Consider the following 18,773-nt stretch of genomic DNA (forward strand, 5'->3'; position numbering starts at 1 on the left):
CATTCTTGAGGCGCGCCATCATACAAGAGATCGGGCCCGCGGCATGCCCCGACGTGCCGCATCGCTGGATCGCCAGCAAGCCTGGCGCCTACAGAGGCGATAGCGCGCGGGGGCGTTCAGCCGGCCTTTCTGCTCTGATGCACGGGAAGCTCGACGCGGAAGGTGGTGCCGACACCGACCTCGCTGCGCACCGAGATGTCGCCGCGGTGTTTCTTGACGATGCCGTAGGACAGCGACAGCCCCAGCCCCGTGCCCTGGCCCACGGGCTTGGTGGTGAAAAACGGGTCGAAGATTTTCTGCAGGCTGTCCGGCGGGATGCCTGAGCCATTGTCGGCCACTTCGATCCACACGTTCTCGCCCTCGACGCCATTGCGCAGGGTAATGGTGCCCCGTTCGTTGCCCATGGCCTGGGCAGCGTTGACGATCAGGTTCATCACCACCTGGTTGATCTGCGAAGGCAGGCACTCGACCTCCGGCAGCTCGGCGTACTCCTTGATCACGTCGGCCTTGTACTTGATCTCGGCGGCGACGATGTTCAGGGTCGAGTCGATGCCCTGTTGCAGGTTCGCCCATTGCCATTCCTGGGTCGAATCGACCCGGGAAAAGTCCTTGAGATCCTTGACGATCTGGCTGACCCGACCGATGCCGTCCTTGGACTCCTTGATCAGCAGCGGAATGTCCTCGAGGAGGAAATCCAGCTCGATGTCCGTGCGCAGCTGTTTCAGCCGATCGCGCAGTTCGCTGGTGCCGATCCCGGTTTCGGCATTGCCATAAGCCTCGAGCATTTCTTGCAGGCGCTTGAAGTAGTTGTCCAGGGCGCCGAGGTTGGAGGAAATGAAGCCGATCGGGTTGTTGATTTCATGGGCGACCCCGGCGGCCAGCTGGCCCAGGGAGGCGAGCTTTTCCGATTGCACCAGTTGGCTTTCCAGCAGCTTGCGCTCGTCGATTTCCCGTTGCAGCGCGGCGCTGGCCTGCTTGAACGCCAGGGTACGTTGCTCCACCCGTTCTTCCAGCTCGCTCATCTGCAGCTGCGCGCGCATGGTCATTTCCCATTTGGTGGTGAGGGTGTTGGCCATCTGCTGGACTTCGATATTGTCGAAGGGCTTTTTCAGGATCAGCAGCCGGTCGTGACCGTTCAGGCGATCGAGCAACTCGTCCCAGGAATAGTCGGAGTAGGCGGTGCACACCACTACTTGCAGCAGTGGGTCGTGCTTCCACAACTCTTCGATGGTTTGCGCGCCGTCCCAGCCATCGGGCATGCGCATGTCGACGAAGGCCAGCGCATAGGGTTGCCCCTTGCCCGCCGCCTCCAGCAGCTTGCCCAGGCCTTCCTGGCCACCGTAGGCCGAGTCCAGTTCGAACACCGTGGCGGCGGTTTTCGGCGTGCTGCCGAACAGTGCGCTTTCCATCGCATCGAGGTCGGCGCTGTCGCCGGTCTTGGGCGTGAGGATCTTGCGGAAGTCGTCGTGGATCGCCGGGGTGTCGTCGATCAGCAGGACGCGCCGGTTTATTGGGTTGTGCATGCCTCAACCTCGGCGGTGATCAGGGGGATCTGCAGGACGAACAGCGCACCTTTGCCCGGGCCGTCGCTGTGGGCGGTCAGGTGGCCATTCATCTCGATGGCCGCCAGGGCGCAACTGTGCAGGCCGAACCCATGGCCTTCCTTGCGGGTGGTGAAGCCGTGGGCAAAGATGCGGGTCATGTTTTCCGGAGCGATGCCTTCGCCTTCGTCGCGCACGCTGATCTGCAGGGTCTCTCCGTCGACCACCGCTGCCGCCAGGGTCATGTTGCGCGTCTGGTTGGACAGGTCGGACATGGCGTACTTGGCGTTGCTGATCAGGTTGATCAGGATCAGCAGCAGGCGGTGCTTGTCGCCCATGATCCGTGGCACGTCGGCGTATTCCTTGCGCACCGTCACATGGTGGCGGGTGAGGGCGCCGGAGTTCATGCGCAGCGCGTCTTCGAGCAGTTCGCTGACCGACAGCGGTTCCAGCAGGCTGCTGGCGCCCGCATAGGATTGCTGGGTAGCGACGATGTCCTTGATGTGATCGACGCTTTTGCTCAGTTGGCTCAGCTCCTCGGTCATGCCTTGCTGTTCCAGGTCGATGGCCTCGACCAGCTGGTTTAGGTAGCCGGGCAGCAATTTGCCCTTTTCGTCCTCGGTGAGATAGCTGCCCAGGTCCTGCGTGTGTTCGTTGATCAACTGCATCGCCTTGCCCAGCCCCTGGGCCTTGCTGTTGCGCAGCTTGCGGCTGACCAGGTCGGCGGAGATGTTCACGCTGTTGAGCACGTTGCCGACGTTGTGCAGGACATTGGTGGCGATTTCCGCCATGCCGGCCTGGCGGGCGGTGTCGAGCAGTTCGCTCTGGGTATCCTTGAGCTGGCGCGTGCGCTCTTCGACCCGTTGCTCGAGCTCGTCGTTGGCGGCCACCAGGGCGCGGTTCATCTGGTTGATCTCGGCAAAACTGCGGATCAGGCGGATGCCCAGCCAGATCAACAGCAGCACCAGCAGCGCGGAAAACAGCAGCAGGTAGAAATGGTATCGCTGGTCGACGGCCTCGGCCTGTTGCTGGTCGCGGTTGAGCAGGACGGTGATGTCGTCCAGGCGCTCGTCGACCGGCACCACTTCGATTTCCTCGAGCAGGCGGTTGACCTTGGGTTGCTCGCGCAGGATCAGCTCGACGTGGTTGCTGAGGGTGTCGATCAGGCCATGGAAGTCCGTGGGCAAGCGCTCCTTGTTGACCGTCAGCTTGTTCAGGCCCACCAGGATGTCCGCGGCCCTGTCGTCGGAGGTGACCTGGGCGAACTCCAGGCTGCTGAGCAACAGGTCGTAGGTATCGGTGGCGATGTTCTGCAGCTGCAATTTGTCCGCATCGCGCAGTTGGGCCAGCTCCTGCTGGATATCGTCCTCGGCGGTCGGCAGGAAGGCCAGGGAGTTGCGCAGCACAGAGTTGTGCGACTTGAACTGTTCCACCAGCCGGGTCTTTTCCTTTATCGCATTCAGGTAGCCGTCATGGGCGTTGCGCCACAGCGGCGAATCGTTGCGCTGGTTCTGCGCCTCCATCGAGTCGAATTTCTGCCACAGGCGCATCATCTCGCCCAGGGGTGAAACCAGCGGATCGTAGTTATGGGTGATGGCCACCCTGGCCTTGAGTATTTCGTTTTCCCACAGCGAGTCCTGCTGCTTGATCTGGCGGATCAGGTCGCGGGATTCGGTGTAGGTCACGGTCTGGTCGGACCTGGACTTGAGGTAGAGAAACAGCAGGATCGAAGCCATCAATATCGCCAGGGCGGCGAGCAACAGGATGCTTACGCGACGGGATACTTTCATAAGGGTTTGCCTTCCCACTCGCCGGTCAGGGTCTTGAGGAATTTGACGATCAGGCGTTTGTCTTCCTCGGACGGTGTACGTCCCAGCTGGTACTTGAACATCACCGCCACGGCGCCTTCGAGGGTGGCTTGCGAACCGTCGTGGAAGTACGGCGCCGTGACCGCGACGTTACGCAGGCTCGGCACCTTGAACACATTGCGGTCGTCTTCTTCGCCCGTGACGTTGAACCGTCCCAGGTCGGCCTCGGTAGGGTTGCCCCGGGCCGCGAAGTAGTCGCCGAGCACGCCGAACTTCTGGAACATGTTGCCGCCGATATTCACCCCCTGGTGACAGGCGATGCAGCCGTATTCCTGGAAGCGCTGGTAGCCGTACTTTTCCTCGATGTCGAGGATCTCGGTGTTGCCCGCCAGGTATCGGTCGAAGCGCGAGTTGGCGCTGAGCAGGGTGCGTTCGTAATCGGCCAGGGCGCCCTGGATGTTGGCCTGGGTCACACCACCGGGGTAGGCATCGGCGAAGGCGGTGCGATAGGCCGGGTCGTCGGCGATGCGCTGTACCACGACTTTCCAGTCGCTGCCCATTTCGCTGGGGCTCTGCACCACGATATGCACCTGGTCTTCCAGGGGTTCGGCCCGACCGTCCCAGAACTGGTGGAAGTTCAGGCTGGCGTTGAACACGCTTGGGGTGTTGACCGCCACGGGCTTGCCATCGAAGCCCAGGGAGTGCGGAACGGTATCGGCACCGCCCCGATCAAGACGATGACAACTGGCGCACGACAAGCTGTTGTTCACCGACAGGCGCGGGTCGTTGAACAGGCGTCGTCCCAGTTCGACCCGCTTGCTGTCCAGCGCCGGTGCTGCGGGGAGGGGTTTGAGCGGTCCTTCCAATGGCGCGGCCTCGGCGCCTGGAGCGAGCAGCAGGTTGGCCGAAAGGAGTAATGCAAGTGACGACATGGTCGGTATCCTTGCCAGGCACAACTTCATGGATGGGGCAGGTGAGGCTGCAGGGAGTCGGTCAGGAAGCGGGCGAAGGCGTCGGGTTCCACGGCCTTGCTGAAGTAGAAACCCTGGCCTTCCTCGCAGTGGTGACGCTTGAGAAAGTCCAGTTGTTCGGCGGTCTCGACCCCTTCGGCGATGATGCTCAGGTTGAGGCTTTTGCCCAGGTCGATAATGCTGCTGACCAGTTTCGCGTCGTTGCTGTCGGTGCCCAGGTCACGCACGAACGACTGGTCGATCTTCAACACGTCGACCGGGAATTTCTGCAGGTAGCTCAAGCTCGAGTAGCCGGTGCCAAAGTCGTCGATGGCCAGGCGAACCCCCAGTTGCTTGATGGCATGGAGCGTGGCGATGGTGGCGTCGACGTTCTGCATCAGCACGCTTTCGGTGATTTCCAGTTCCAGCAACGTCGGGTCGAGCCCGGTCTCGGCCAGCGTGCGGGTGAGGCGTTCGACATAGTCGTGCTGACGGAAGTCGATGGCCGATACATTCACCGACATGCAGATGGGCGGCAGGCCCTGCTTCTGCCAGGCCTGCGATTGCAGGCAGGCACGGCGCAATACCCATTGGCTGAGGGCGACGATCAGCCCGCTGTCTTCGGCCACCGGAATGAAGTCCGAGGGGAACACCCAGCCATGCCCGGGCCGGTTCCAGCGCACCAGTGCCTCGGCACCGACCACCGTGCCCCGCGCCAGGTCCAGCTTGGGCTGGTAGTGCAGGACGAACTCTTCACGCTGCAACGCCAGGCGCAGGCCGGTTTCCAGGGTCTGCTGCTGGCGGGCGCGCAGGTTCATGTCTTCGATGAAAAAGCTGAAGTTGTTGGGGCCGCAGTCCTTGACGTTGCGCATGGCAGTCTCGGCGTTCTTGATCAGCGTTACGGCATCGGCGCCGTCGTAGGGATAGATGCTGATGCCCAGACTGGCGGTGACCGTCAGGTCGTGGCCCGCCACGGAATGAGGGGTATTGATGGCGGCCAGGAGTTTTTCGGCCACCCCTCGGGTCTGCTGCGGGTGCAGGATGTCGCCGATAATCACCACGAACTCGTCCGAACCGTAGCGAAATACCGAGTCGGTTTCGCGCACCGTGGTCGCCAGGCTGCGGGCGACGAGCTTGAGCATCTCGTCTCCCGCCGGGTGCCCGAGTGCGTTGTTGATGCGCTTGAAACGGTCCAGGCCGATGAACATCACCGCCAACTGGCGCTCATGGCGGCGGGACTGGGACAGATGCTGGGTCAGGCGATCACCGAGCAAGGTACTGTTGGGCAGCCCGGTGAGCACATCGTAGTGCAGCAGGTGCGACACGCTCAGCAGTTCCTGGACCCGTTCCTCGATGGTCTGTTCCAGGTTGCGCATCTTGCTCGCCGCATCCTGCGCCAGCTGCCATTTCCAGGTCAGGGCGCTGGCCATCTGGCGAATTTCTAGGCTGTCGAACGGCTTTTTCAGGATCAGCAGCTGGTCGCCGAACTCGATACGTTCGGCCATGGCTTCCCATGAGTAATCAGAGAACGCGGTACATAGGGCGATCTGCAACTGCGGATCGGTTTTCCACAGATGTTCGATGGTCTGCAGGCCATCCCAGCCGGGTGGCATGCGCATGTCGATAAAGGCCAGGGCATACGGCCGGCCTTCGGCCTGGGCGCGCTTGACCAGTTCCACGGCTTCCTCGCCCTGGTAGGCCGAGTCAAGCTCGAAGTGCTGATGGGGTCTGCGGCTGGCGCCCAGCAGCAAGGCTTCGGTCTTGCCCAGAGGCCCTTCGTTTTCGGGGCTGAGAATCTTGCGAAAGTCCTGATGGATCGCCGGTGTGTCGTCGATGATCAGAATTCGCCGGTTGGGTACCACGGATAACGGGCTCACCTGAAATTCTCCGACGTCGGATCCGCCGACCTGCTGCCGCCATCCATAGCAGCAGACCTGGCCTTGAGCAGTTCGCCAGCCTGGTCGCTGTCGACCGCCGCACCGAGCGAGTGCCCCAGTGGCGTGCCGCTGGATATCAAGGTCGTGCGCTGCTCCTGGGTTTCCACCCCTTCAGCGGTGACCCCGATGCCCACCTCGCGGGCGAAGTTGAGGATGGCCCGCAGGGTCATGGCGTTGTCCGGGTCGCTGCTGGCGCTGTCGAGAAAGCGCTGGGCCAGCTTGAGGTGGTTGACCCTGTAGGTCTTGAGGTAGTCGAACGAGGAATACTCGGTGCCGAAATCGTCGATGGCGATCTTCACGCCCAGCTCGCACAGCCTGGGCAGGATGTCGTTGTGGGTCCACTTGGTCTGGGCCAGGGTGCCCTCGGTCACGTCGAATCTCAGGTCCCACGGGCACAGGTCCCAGCGCGCGGTGGTGCGCAATACGTCGTAGATCAGTTCTGGCCCGGTCTTGAGCTGGACCAGGGACAAATGGATCGCAATCAATGGCGGTGCCACGTTCTGGTCGCGCCAGGCGCGCATCTGCCGGCAGGCCTGGTCCAGCAGCCAATGACCGAGGGCGATGACGATGCCGGTCTTCTCGGCCGCGGGCATGAAGTCCTCGGCCTCGAGCCAGCCGCGCAGAGGGTGGAGCCATCGAACCTGGGTCGCCATGCCGAGGATCCTGCCGGTACCGAGATCGACTTCCGGCAGGTAATGCAGGTGCAATTCGTCGCGTTCCAGGGCCCGTTTCAGGTCGTTGGCCAGGGTCACCCGCTCCGTGACCTCCTGGTTGATTTCCTCGCTGTGGAAATGGAACTGGTTGCGGCCCTTGTCCTTGGAGCGGTACAGCGCCATGTCCGACTGCGCCATCAGGCTGTCGGCACTCAGGGTCTGCGGGCTGTAGAGGCTGATGCCGATGCTCACCGAGATGCGCACCTCGTTGCCTTCCAGGGAGTAGGGGAGTAGCAGGGTGTCGCGGACTTTCGTCGCCAGCGCGGCGCAATGCGTGGCCTCGTCGACGTCCAGTTGCAGGATCGCGAATTCGTCGCCGCCCAGGCGCGCCACCACATCGTTTTCCCGGGTGCAGGCCTTGATGCGCCGAGACACTTCCTGCAGCAGCAAGTCACCAATAGGGTGGCCGAGGGTGTCGTTGATGCGCTTGAAGTGGTCCAGGTCCAGGTAAAACATCGCGAAGGGCGCGGCTCCCCGTCGGGCCGCGGCGAATGCCTGGTGCAGGCGCTCGATCAGGGTGGCGCGGTTGGCCATCCCGGTCAGGCTGTCGGTGCGGGCCATCAGGGCCATTTTTTCTTCGGCCAGCTTGCGTTCGGTAATGTCGAGGATGATCCCTTCCACCTCGACCAATTGGCCCTGGTCGTTGCGCACCGGAATATAGCGGTTCTCCACCCAGCGAAAGGCACCATCGCCGGTGCGCATGCGGAACTCGATGGACGCTCCCGCCACATCCCGATCGAGGATCCGCAGCATGGCGTTCTTGACCTTGGCCTGGTCGTCGGGGTGGATCAGGGTCTGGGCCCAGTCGGCCGAAGCCACCAGTTGCGCCGCCACATGGCCGAACTTGGTGATGTTGTGGGAGATGTACATCAGGGTGAACGATGGCTCGCCCCGCAGACGATAGAGGATGGTGGGGCTGTTCTGCACGATGATGTTGGCGTCGGCCAACTCGCGGGTGCGTTCCTCGACCGCCTGTTCCAGCTGATCCATTTTCAGCTCGGCGTCTTCGGTCATCTGCCATTTTACGGTCAGGGCGCTGGCCATCTGGCGGATCTCGATGGCGTCGAAGGGCTTTTTCAGGATCAGCAGGCGGTCGCCCAGTTGCAGGCGCTCGGCGATGTCTTCCCAGGAATAGTCGGAGTAGGCGGTGCACAGGGCGATTTGCAGCTTGGGGTCGACCTGCCACAGCCGCTCGATGGTTTCCAGGCCGTCCCAGCCGGGCGGCATGCGCATGTCGATGAACGCCATGGCATAAGGTGCATCGTGATCCAGCGCTGCCTGCACTTTGTCCAGCGCCTCCCGGCCCTGAAACGCCGAGTCGAGGAAAAAATGCTCCAGCGAGGCACTGACGGGCGTACCGAACAGGGCGGCTTCAGCGTCGCTGAGGCTGTCCCCGGGGGCATCCGTGCAGGCGAGGATCTTGCGAAAATCCTCGTGGATCGACGCTGTGTCGTCGACGATCAGAATTCGCCGGTTGGTCCGGTCTGCCGACACCATCATCGGCGTGATCCAACTCGGTGCGGGCACCTTGTATATAAGCTCATCGGGCTTCCCTTCCTGCTTCCTGAACATGCAATCCATTTTGGCCTTGAGCATAGTCAGGCTCCCCGGTATGCGCTAATCGGCCGGCGTCAAATTCATGCCGAAACACTACAAGTCATCTAGCCTGTCCCAGAAGGCAGGTCTGATCGAAGTCAAAGGGCAGGGGGAACCATGGAAGAACATACAGCGGGCGCAGCCCAGGACAGACCGACGGTACTGTTGGTCGACGATGAGGAATCGATTCTCAATAGCCTTCGTCGGCTGTTACGCAGCCAGCCTTACGACATCCTGTTGGCCGACAGCGGTGCCAAGGCCCTGGAGATCCTCGAACAACGGCCGGTCGACGTGGTCATGAGTGACGCCCGCATGCCGAGCATGGACGGTGCGACCTTGCTGGCCCATATCCATCAGCGTTATCCATCGACGCTGCGCATCCTGCTCACTGGTTATGCCGACATGACCTTGATCGCCAAGGCCATCAATGAAGGGCAGATCCATCGGTATATCAGCAAGCCCTGGAACGACGAGGACATGCTGGTGACGCTGCGTCAGGCCCTGGCCCATCACAATTCCGAAAGCGAGCGCCAGCGTCTGGAAGCCCTGACCCGGCAACAGAACGAGCAATTGAAAACCCTCAACTCGACCCTGGAAAAGCATGTGGCGGCGCGCACCGCCGAGCTGCAACAGACCGCCGACATGCTCGATCTGGCGTATGAAGAGCTCAAGCGCAGCTACGTGACCGGTACCGAGGTGTTTTCGCTGCTGGCCAACCTGCGCTTGCCCAAGGCCAAGCAGACCAACCGGCAGATCATTGAGCTGATTCGCGTCTATTGCATCACCCATGGCCTGGACGAAGCCGACAGCCGCAACATGACCATGGCCGCCGCGCTGTACAACATCGGCAAGCTGAGCTGGACCGACAGCATGATGACCGCGCCCGCGGACTTGCTGTACCACAACGAGCGCGACCTGTACCGGGCCTACCCGAAGCAGAGCGAGTCGCTGCTGATGACCCTGGAGCCGATGAAGGACGCGGCGCGCATTATCCTGCATCACCAGGAACGCTGGGATGGCAGCGGTTTTCCCGATCATCTCAAGGGCGAGGCCATTCCGCTGGGCTCGCGCTGGCTCAAGCTGGCCGTGGACTTCATCGAGCTGCAACGCGGGCTGATACTCGAACGGCAGATGAACAGCGATGAGGCGCTGCTGTTCATTCGCAAATACGCCGGCAAACTCTACGACCCCGACCTGGTGGAGGACTTCGTCGGCGTCTGCGCGGCTTATCAGAGCGATGTCACCCTGGCCGATCCGACGGTCAGGGTCCTGACGACGCGCGACCTGGCCGCGGGCATGACCCTGGCGCGCAACCTGAATGCCGACAATGGCATGCTGTTGCTCAATGCCGGCAAGGTTCTGAGCGGCCCGCTGGTGGACAAGCTCATCGCCTTCGAGGCGATGGAGGGGGCGAAATACAGCATCTTCGTCAAAATACCCGAAGAGCCGGAAACGGCGGCCTCGGCCGCCGGTTGAGAATCGAACGGGTTAACCGCCGCTGGCGGCGACAATGCTGGCCACCTGGCGTGGCTGGCAGTTGAGGTAGGGCGAGGATTTCAGCCAACGCTGGTCGGGGTACCAGGAAAACATGAACTGACCGTCCTTGAGGCGGTCGATCACCTGGCGCGCCACCTGCGGACGCACGGCCGGGCAACCCAGGCTGCGACCGATGCGCCCTTGGCGCCGGCTCCACAGGGGGCTCACATAGTCGGCCGCGTGAATCACGATATCCCGATCGCGGGCGAGGTCATTGAAACCTGGCTCCAGGCCATCCATGCGCAGCGAATAACCGTGGCTGCCTTCATAACTTTCCTGGGTGCGGAACAGGCCCAGGCTGGACTGGAAGCTGCCCATGCGATTGGAAAACTGGGTGGCGAAGTTCTCCCCGGATTTCTGCCCGTGGGCGACCAGGTCGCGCAGCACCAGGGTTCTTTTATTCAAGTCGAAGATCCACAGGCGGCGGGCGGTGGAAGGTTGCGAATAGTCGATGACCGCCAGGTGCCGGGCCTGCCTGGCGCCGCTGTTGACTGCGCATTGCATGGCGCTCAAGGCACTTTTCAGCACTTGGGGATTGAGTTCTGGAGCGGCGTGGGCGAGGCTGTTGTAAAGCAGCGGGGTCGTGTTGTTGGCGGCGAGCGCGGGGCTGCAGATCGCGCCTAGGGTGGTCATTGCCAGGCAGAGCCGGCGTAAGAAGGTCAGCATTCTAGAGTGTCCCCACAGTCACTTTGGCTCCTGACGTCCTGTCGCTCTCCTGGCAGTTCTGGTTACAGGTGGTTGGATGATTTTTCGCAGCCACTGCCGAGGTTGACCATCACAATGATGGTCATGATTGGAGTAAAGCAGTTGTTCAAAAAACACGCATGTTACTTGAGCCTTTTCCTGCTCGCTGCGCCGTTGGTCGCGACTGCTCAGGATGTACCGGTCGATCATGAGAACCCTGTGCAACAGGTCTTCACTCGACTGTCCGATGCCTGTCCGGGGTTGGCGGTGCACCTGGACATTCCCGCCCAGAGCCTGTTACAGGCTTTTTACCAACAGCAGGGTGACCAGCCGCTCTGGTCGTCCAGCGCACGTTTGGAGACGTTGCAGGCCCAGTTGCAGCAACTGGCCGACGATGGCCTGGACCCGGCCGACTACCGTTCGCCGGCCAGTGCGCTCGCGGGCGACGCGCTGTGCACCGATTTGAGCTTCAGCCAGCATTACCTGCAGGCCCTGCACGACCTGCATTACGGCCGTCTGTCGCAGGCCCGTTTCGAGCCGATGTGGCACGCCCATCCCTTGCAGTTGGATCGCCAGGCGCAGGTGCTCGCCATCGCCGGGCCCGGCCTGCAGGACATCCCGGCGGCCTTCGCGCTGGCGCGGCCGAGCCTCGAGCAATATCAGAACCTGCGCCAGCTGTATGCCCAGCAGCGCCAGCTGGCGTTGCCCCATTGGCAGCCCCTTCCCAGCGGGCCGCTGCTGCGTCCGCAGATGCAGGACGCGCGAGTGCCGGAACTGGCGCAACGGCTGTTCAAGGAGGGGTACCTGAGCGCCCCCGCCAACGAGGGCGACACTCTTTACAGCGACGAGCTGGTGAGTGCGGTGAAAAGCTTCCAGCTCAGCCATTCGCTGCAAGCCGACGGGGTGATCGGCGCGGGGACCTTGAATGAACTGAACATCAGCCCGCAGATGCGCCGCGAACAGCTGCGCATCAACCTCGAACGCTTTCGCTGGCTGGCGCAGGACATGGAGCCCGACAGCCTGCTGGTCAACCTGGCCGCGGCGCAGTTGATCGTCTATCAGGGCGGCGTGCCGGTCTGGCAGACCCGGACCCAGGTGGGGCGTGCCGAGCGCCAGACGCCGTTGCTGAAATCCCAGGTCACGCGCCTGACCCTGAACCCGACCTGGACGGTGCCACCGACCATTTTTCGCGAAGACAAGCTGCCGGAAATTCGCCGCGACCAGTCCTTCCTCAATCGGCAGAACCTGCAGGTGCTCGACAGCGAAGGGCATCCGCTGGCGGTGGAGGATATCGACTGGGACAACCCCGGCAATATCCTCCTGCGCCAGGACGCCGGACCGAGAAACCCCCTGGGGCAGATGGCGATCCGCTTCCCCAACCCGTTCTCGGTGTACCTGCACGACACACCCAGCCAGGCGCTGTTCAACAAGGGGCCAAGGGCCTTCAGTTCGGGCTGCGTGCGGGTCGAGCATGCGTTGCAGCTGCGCGATCTGCTGGTGAGCCCGGCGGAACGGGTGCGCACCGACGAATTGCTGAGCACCGGGCTCACTCATGAGTTCAGGCTATCGACGCCGGTACCGATCCTGCTCACGTACTGGACGGCGCAAGCCGACAGCCATGGCCAGCTGTCCTATGCCCCGGACATCTACGGACGGGACGCGGCCTTGCTGGTGGCGCTGGACAGCAAGCTTTGAGGGCTTGGCCACTGGCATGGCACGCTGTGCCTTTGGTCAGGAACCGCTGAACATCTGTCGGCGCGCGACGATCTGAATAAGTAAGAGGGCCATGAAGGAGAATCGGAAATGGTTCAGCGTCGCCGTCATCACATCTCGCAGCTGTCCCTTCGTATCGAAGGCCTGCGGGCCAATGTCCTGCAATTCAAGCAGGATGAGTTCCAGATCCAGGAAGCCCTGTGCGGCGCTTCGGCGACGGCGAAGGTGCGCGATCTGGAGGATGCCTTCGATGAGATCCGGGAATCGATCAACCACACCGAGGCCTTGCTGGAAGCCCTGGTGCAGGTCGCAGGTGGGGCAGGGGAAGAGGGTGCAGGAGCTTGCCAGGCCGCTGGACGTTAAGGAAGGCTGGCGCTGGGGCCGCCTACGGGCACCGTTACGCGCTTGATGAAAACCCGGCCGCTGCGCCGGGTTTTTTATGGCGACACGAATGGCTATTATCGCTCGGTGATTTTTCAGCGTAGGGCGCCATGGCCTTTTTCGAGTTATTCGACCAATTCATGAGAAGCATGCTGGCGGCCTGGCTCTTTGTCGGTATCTGCCAGTTGGCCCGGTTCGTCTTCTCGCAGACTCCGTCCAGGTTGTCCGGATGGATCACCCTCGCCGGGCTGGCCTTCTTGATGGTCTACCCCTGCGGTTGGGACTGGGCTTCTGGCTTCATGGAAAACGCCTGGGTGGCGATGTGCAGGGTCTACCAGCATTCGGCCTCTCAACTGGCGCTGTTTCTGGCCGATGCGGCGGGCGCGGGGTTGGGCGGGCTGGTGGCTTACCTGATGTCCCGTTATGTCATGGCTGCCCCGGCGCCACTGAAACCTGCCGGCTGAAGCGCTGAAAGATACGAAAACGGCCTCGCCACTGTGCGGGGCTTTTTATTGCCTTCGCAAAATCGGACCTGTCGTCTCCAGCCCTTGATGGGGAGTGGCCACCGACTGGCGTGAATCAATGGGCTGTGCCTTACTCGAACTTCATTTACTGAGGGATGCGGCCATGACTGAGCGTCATTTGAATCACAGTGAAACGCTTTCGAATGGATGCAAGATCAAGGTGCGATCAGAGATCCTCAGAGATGGCTCGCTCAAGATGTTCATCGGCATCTACACGCCGGATGGCAGCGTTATCGTCGAAGACAATGACCTGGCCCCGGATGGCCTGGACATGGAGGATGCGTTTGAGTGGGGGATCGACAGGGCCAAGAAAATTGGCAACGGGCAGAAGGTTCAATGACCGGTAATGCCGAGTGCTAAATAAGCCGGCAATGACTGAGAACCAGGGCAAATTGACCGGCCAAGGAACTGAATGGATGCAAGAATATGTTCCAGTTGAACGCCCTGGTACCGGAACTGAGATCGACAATTCGGGCAGAGGAGTTTCCCGGTCCTGGACCCCGATGGCTATCTGCTTCGTTTTGCGCAGGATATCGGCGTGAAATAGCTGCCAGGCGACGCCGGAAACCTGTGCAGTCCAATTGGCTCCACACCGTTTGCCGGCTATCCGCTAGCGCGGGGGCTGTTGGCGATTGAGGCGTAAAATGGCGGTGCTACCTCGTCAAAAGGAGCCCCCATATGATCACCGACCAAGTAAGCAAACAGGCGTCGGAGCAAAGAGTCTGGGATCAATATTTCTGCGCTGCGTTGATTGCCGAAAGCAATCTGACGGCACCGGTCGTAGGAGAGGCCACTCATGAAGACAGGCAGAACCTGTTGATCGAAAGAGCCAAAACTCTCGCCGACAAGATGATTGGATGCAGGAAATAACCAGAGCCCGGCCAGAGTGCCGGGCTTTTTGCATTTGGAGCCAGTCACAATGGTGTCCGGGCAGGGAGTGTCGGTGAACCCTCGGACTGGTTGGTAGTACGTCGGAGAAGGGCGCGCAGGAGAGGACGCGGCTAGGCATCAAAAACGTAAAAGCCCCGAATCATTGGGCTTTAGCGTGACGAATCTGGCGGAGGCGATTTCTGCTATTTTGGCATAACTAAACATGTAGATATTCGGTTTTTTCTTTTGTGTTCCAACTGATGTTATCGAAGCCATCGTCCAAGGTGTGGACTTAGGGATTCGCGAGCGTTGACGGTGAGGAAGGGGGCGTCCAAGTCATTAACAAAGCCACTCCTCATGATCGAAATTTTATAGCCTAAAGTAACTACCCATCAACATACTCATCGTTTGATATTCGCCCGAGATTGAAAATAGATGGTTGGTAAAGTTGGTTTTTTTAACTCCAGTGGTCCACGATCACATCTGCAAAATACGCCCACTGATGTTTCCGCTGTATCGTCCTCCGACCACTCTTCGTTGGCCTACTACCCGGAACTCAAGCAGCAAGTCGAAAATCTTAAATATTTATCCAGCTGGGATGACGACACCACCGCCTTGCTCAAAATGGTCGCCGGGAAGTTGCATTCGCATCAGGAGGTGCTGTCTCCGCAGTGTGATAACGACCGGTTGCTCGCCGACCTGGAGTCCTTCGATGGGCGCGGCAATTACCGAGGCGCGCCGCCATATTTTCAGGAGTTTTTCCTGAAGGTAGCGGCAGAGCTTGAGCGCGATCCGGATCATTATCAAGCCCTGCTGTCCTGTAAATCGATCGGCAAGCTAATTGCACCACCACTAGCGCAAGACAGTTGCTCGGCAGCAGCCAGGATGCTCTCCAAGATGGCCTGGAGCGTGCTTAACAAGGTGACAGAAAAACTTGTCATCGAGGCAATTCCGCTCCCTGAGCTCAAGACTTTCAAGGCATGTTATGAGGAGCTGCGCAGTATCTATCTGGGCAACTATACCCCGCAGGGCAAACTGGAAGCCTTGAGCAATACGCTGGAGCGTCTGGGCGAAAAACTCACAGCCTCCAGGAGTACGCACTCCCAGGAGTACCAGCCGCTGAAAGGTTATCTGGAGACGGTGACCCCCTGGTTGAAGAGTGTGAGCGATCAGTGGTTGACGCTGGAGCACAGTATTCATGAACTCCAGGATAATCAGTCTGCGCTTGGCAAGGTGGTTAACCTGCTGGCGATGACCGATACCTTGCTGTCCGACCCGCAGTTGAAAGCCATCATCGACAAAGACCGTCTGGACAGCATCGGCCAGGGACTGAGCGCGATGCGACAGACGTTGGGCCAGGTCCAGTTGTGGCAGGCGCTGCCTGGCGATGTCGGCCTGACCGGCTATCTAAAAATCCTCTCAGACAATCCGCTGGTTCAGAAAGTGCTGGACGAATCCACACTCAGACTGGCGACGGTGCTGGCGCACGTGAGAGAAGGCTATCCCAGCGATGGCTCGCTGGCCACGAGGACGGCATGGCTGGCCAATATCTTGGCCAACCCGCAACTGCGCGAACGCTTGCAGCCGCATCTGGAAATGGTACTGGGCGGTAAGCCGCAGGCGGATCAACTGTTTGCCATCTTCCAGCTTGTTGGTCAATTGCGCTTCTTTCCAGCAGACAGCTCGCTGGGTGGGCAGGCACTCTGGCTGCTGACCCTGTTGAGCCAAAGTAGTGGCGATACCCCGGCGCTGGAATGGGTCAGGCACTTCCAGTCGGCGCTGGGCGCCGACCCGGCCACGCTCATGCTATTGAACCGGCTGCTGAGCCTGAATCAGAGCTCGCAGTCCTGGACCGGGTTGATGCGCGACTTGGCCAAAGAGGTTGCACCCTCCGTCGGCCTGTTGGCGGCCAGAAACGCTGCCGACCACCTGTTGCCGCTGGAAGTGGCGCAGCAGTTGGAGAGGTTCTACCAGGAAAGCACCAAAACCGAGAGCTGGACCGACATGTGTAAGCGGCTGGCCGGCAGCATGGTGGCCATTGCCAAGCCTTATGTGGTCGGCGCGTTGATGGGAGACCCGTTGTCCGCCGCCACTGTGCGCTATGCCGAAGCGATTAAGGAGCACACCAGCTTTGACGAGACGCTCCGTTGGTTCGTCGCCAACGACCCGAGCCAGGACAAGACGCTGCAGTTCGCTTACAGCCAATATCTGAATGCCATGCTGGTATGGCAGCTCTATCAAGCCTTCAACAGCAAGAGCCCGGAGGAAACCGAAGACACCTTGCGTCAGTTGGCACGCCAGTTGAAAGACTATCAGGTGGTGAGAAGCTACCCACAGCTGGAAAAGCTGATCGATCTGATTCCGCTGCTGCCGGCGTTACGCGAGGCGCGACACGCTATAGACACACAGCCGCCCGCCAACACTTGGCTGGGCTGGTGCAATCAATGGCTGGATACGCTGGCCAACAGCAACAGTAAAAGTATGCTGGAACTGCGTGAGCAATTATCCAGAAAGGTCGAAAACTGGCTGGCGGATGCCGTGATGTCGGCCTGTAATGCTGTGGTTCAACAGCCGTGGGGGCTGTTGCCGGGAGCGGCGGCCGCGCCAACGTCGGACACCGTCAATCGTGCACTCACCACCGGGACAACGGCCAGTACCCCATCCATCGCCGCACCGTCCGACCGCGCCAACTGGCAACTGGGGGCCGGCATCAGCCTGGAGGCCATTGGCCTAGCAGCCATCGGTTATGCCTTGTGGCGCCAAGCCAGCAAGACAGGGTCTACCCAAGATATCGAAATGAGGGACATTCTGATGGGGTCAACGCCGGCTCGGCTGATGGAGGAGAGTAGCCCCTTCCAGGCGCCTGAGGGTGGTGTCTCGGTTGCCGCCCTCCGAGCCGATAAGTCTTCCTTGATGGATCAGAAACTACCTTTGCTGTTGGGGGTGACGGCGATGGCGGCGGGTGGAGCGTTCTTGTACCGCTGGGCGAGCAGTGGTGTCGACGGTGCATCGTTAATGAGCGACAGCGAGTATCAAAAAGAGTTGAAGATCATCAACGAACTTGAGGTCCCCGATCTGAGCTTTCTTTTTTATGATGAGCTGGTCGAGGCCCCCCTGGAGCCCGAAACAACCACCACCGCAGAGGTAGAAACCCTGGCCGAACAAAAAGCAAACAGGGTCAGGAGAAGCACACCAGTCAATAGTGAGTCCATCCCGCAACACATTACAGATCTCATTAACGAAGCAGGCCTCAGACGTAACCCGCTGCTAGCCATGATACTCAGGCGTGTTGATAATTCAGCCGAAGTAATTAATTCATATAGAAAGCCCTTGGCAGAAAGGAATGTAATACGGCTACTCAAATTCATTGAAGTCATGATGCCCCTCGGGGGGAGAGTAAACTTGGACTATGCCCCACCGTTCCGTCTGCTGCTGGATGGGCTGTGGCGGATTGCGAACGGATTGTCCGATGCTTACGGCCAATCCAAGGTGAGCCAATTCAAGCAGGCCTTTTTGATTGGCAGCACGTCGCAACCACCATTGGAGCCAGAGGCAACCTCTACAACGATTGGGCCGCTAACGGATCAGCAGCTGACGGACAGAATAAAGCGCTCTGCTGAACGCACTTTGCAACAGCTCGAAGAGCTGCACCATCCTATTTTGGATCCCTCCGCGTTTATTGATGATTACCTCAAAAAAGGAATACATCGCTACGAGCAACAAAGCGGCATGGCCACTGAAAAGCTACCAAACAGCCAGGTTAATGTGACTTACCACCCCGGCCCCTACGACCCCACGATGGTGCCACCCTACAAACGAGCGCCGAGCAGTACCACCGTAAGCGTTCCGCTCAGGGATGTCGTGACGGGACATTATCTATATAACTTCAAACAAGCGCGGGATTCACTGGGTCGTCCATATTCGTATCCCCGTACCACTTTCGAGCCAGAGGGGCTGATCAATGCGTTGACACGGGAGAACCTACAAACGGTGATGGACCAGGCCCTGTCGACGTACCGCAATAACCCCACGAACCGCTCCAGGTTGACGTCGCATTATGAAAACATGATAAAGCTACGTTGTCTGGCATACTTGGACAGTCCAAACAAGATCCCTGCGTATGCCCAAGCGGTGAAGAGTTTTCTAACTGGAAGTATTCAGGCCAAGGAGATGTCCTTTAGGGGGACCAAGCTGAACGGTGTATTCCTGATCCCCTCCGGCGAAGCGGGCGGTGTGCTCTTCAGCGTGGATGAGCCCGGTTTTTTCCATATAGGCAACCAATCGCGTACCTATATAAGAGCCATGGGGCGGAGGGTGACCGAAACAACCGCGACCTTTCCCCACTCCGACGAGTTCAAGAGCTGGGTTCTAAACAAAATGCCCAGTTATACAGCCCAAGAATATAAAAACAGACCGAATTCAATATTTGAGAGCATCGTCGTAACAAATGCACAGATGAATTTCCCAACAACTCGTAGCATAGATCGTCCAGTTTCATTCAGCGAAACCGAAAACCCAAG

General features: G+C 60.1%; 13 protein-coding genes. 7 read left to right on the plus strand and 6 right to left on the minus strand.

Going from position 1 to position 18,773, the window contains the following annotated elements; genetic code table 11:
• Positions 1 to 116: 116 nt before the first annotated feature.
• The 5 genes from CRO75_RS19160 to CRO75_RS19180 are packed head-to-tail and all read right to left on the minus strand — an operon-like array spanning position 117 to position 8,449.
• A complete protein-coding gene (locus CRO75_RS19160; protein ID WP_097137508.1) occupies positions 117 to 1,523 on the minus strand; it encodes an ATP-binding protein in 1,407 nt (468 codons plus the stop codon).
• Entirely contained in the window at positions 1,508 to 3,331 is a 1,824-nt protein-coding gene (locus CRO75_RS19165) for a DAHL domain-containing protein (protein ID WP_097137510.1), read from the minus strand. The genes CRO75_RS19160 and CRO75_RS19165 overlap by 16 nt, the downstream gene beginning before the upstream one ends.
• On the minus strand, positions 3,328 to 4,281 hold the full coding sequence (locus tag CRO75_RS19170; protein WP_097137512.1) for a cytochrome c peroxidase: 954 nt from the start codon (positions 4,279 to 4,281) through the stop codon (positions 3,328 to 3,330). Before CRO75_RS19170 ends, CRO75_RS19165 begins: the two co-directional genes overlap by 4 nt.
• 26 nt (positions 4,282 to 4,307) lie before the next feature.
• On the minus strand, positions 4,308 to 6,176 hold the full coding sequence (locus tag CRO75_RS19175) for a GGDEF and EAL domain-containing protein (RefSeq protein WP_097137514.1): 1,869 nt from the start codon (positions 6,174 to 6,176) through the stop codon (positions 4,308 to 4,310).
• Positions 6,173 to 8,449 (minus strand): EAL domain-containing protein, encoded by a 2,277-nt coding sequence (locus CRO75_RS19180; protein ID WP_097137522.1) that lies wholly within the window; start codon positions 8,447 to 8,449, stop codon positions 6,173 to 6,175. Before CRO75_RS19180 ends, CRO75_RS19175 begins: the two co-directional genes overlap by 4 nt.
• A gap of 213 nt (positions 8,450 to 8,662) precedes the next feature.
• On the opposite strand from CRO75_RS19180, the gene CRO75_RS19185 reads away from it, so the two are divergent.
• Positions 8,663 to 10,021, plus strand: a complete 1,359-nt coding sequence (locus CRO75_RS19185) for an HD domain-containing phosphohydrolase (protein WP_097137516.1) — start codon at positions 8,663 to 8,665, stop codon at positions 10,019 to 10,021.
• Positions 10,022 to 10,033: 12 nt separating this feature from the next.
• Here CRO75_RS19185 and CRO75_RS19190 read toward each other — a convergent pair whose 3' ends face one another.
• Positions 10,034 to 10,747, minus strand: coding sequence for a murein L,D-transpeptidase catalytic domain family protein (locus CRO75_RS19190; RefSeq protein WP_009044554.1), 714 nt, complete (start codon positions 10,745 to 10,747; stop codon positions 10,034 to 10,036).
• A 141-nt stretch (positions 10,748 to 10,888) separates the two neighbouring features.
• Between CRO75_RS19190 and CRO75_RS19195 the strand changes: the two genes are divergently transcribed.
• From CRO75_RS19195 to CRO75_RS19225, 6 genes are all read left to right on the plus strand, one after another.
• The gene (locus CRO75_RS19195; RefSeq protein ID WP_097137524.1) at positions 10,889 to 12,460 is read left to right on the plus strand and encodes a L,D-transpeptidase family protein; all 1,572 of its coding nucleotides are present in this window, start codon (positions 10,889 to 10,891) and stop codon (positions 12,458 to 12,460) included.
• Between the two features lie 108 nt (positions 12,461 to 12,568).
• Positions 12,569 to 12,841 carry a hypothetical protein gene (locus tag CRO75_RS19200; protein ID WP_097137518.1) on the plus strand — a complete coding sequence of 91 codons (273 nt, stop codon included), beginning with the start codon at positions 12,569 to 12,571 and terminating at the stop codon, positions 12,839 to 12,841.
• Between the two features lie 128 nt (positions 12,842 to 12,969).
• The gene (locus CRO75_RS19205) at positions 12,970 to 13,323 is read left to right on the plus strand and encodes a hypothetical protein (protein ID WP_009044551.1); all 354 of its coding nucleotides are present in this window, start codon (positions 12,970 to 12,972) and stop codon (positions 13,321 to 13,323) included.
• Between the two features lie 163 nt (positions 13,324 to 13,486).
• Positions 13,487 to 13,723 carry a hypothetical protein gene (locus tag CRO75_RS19210; RefSeq protein ID WP_175510750.1) on the plus strand — a complete coding sequence of 79 codons (237 nt, stop codon included), beginning with the start codon at positions 13,487 to 13,489 and terminating at the stop codon, positions 13,721 to 13,723.
• A 338-nt stretch (positions 13,724 to 14,061) separates the two neighbouring features.
• Positions 14,062 to 14,253 carry a hypothetical protein gene (locus CRO75_RS19220; protein WP_097137520.1) on the plus strand — a complete coding sequence of 64 codons (192 nt, stop codon included), beginning with the start codon at positions 14,062 to 14,064 and terminating at the stop codon, positions 14,251 to 14,253.
• Positions 14,254 to 14,688: 435 nt separating this feature from the next.
• A partial coding sequence (locus CRO75_RS19225; protein ID WP_143503972.1) for a hypothetical protein occupies positions 14,689 to 18,773 on the plus strand: 4,085 nt, incomplete at its 3' end.

Origin of the sequence: Pseudomonas sp. LAMO17WK12:I10, assembly GCF_900215185.1 — a bacterium.
In the GTDB taxonomy this organism is placed as follows: Bacteria; Pseudomonadota; Gammaproteobacteria; order Pseudomonadales; family Pseudomonadaceae; genus Aquipseudomonas; species Aquipseudomonas chlororaphis.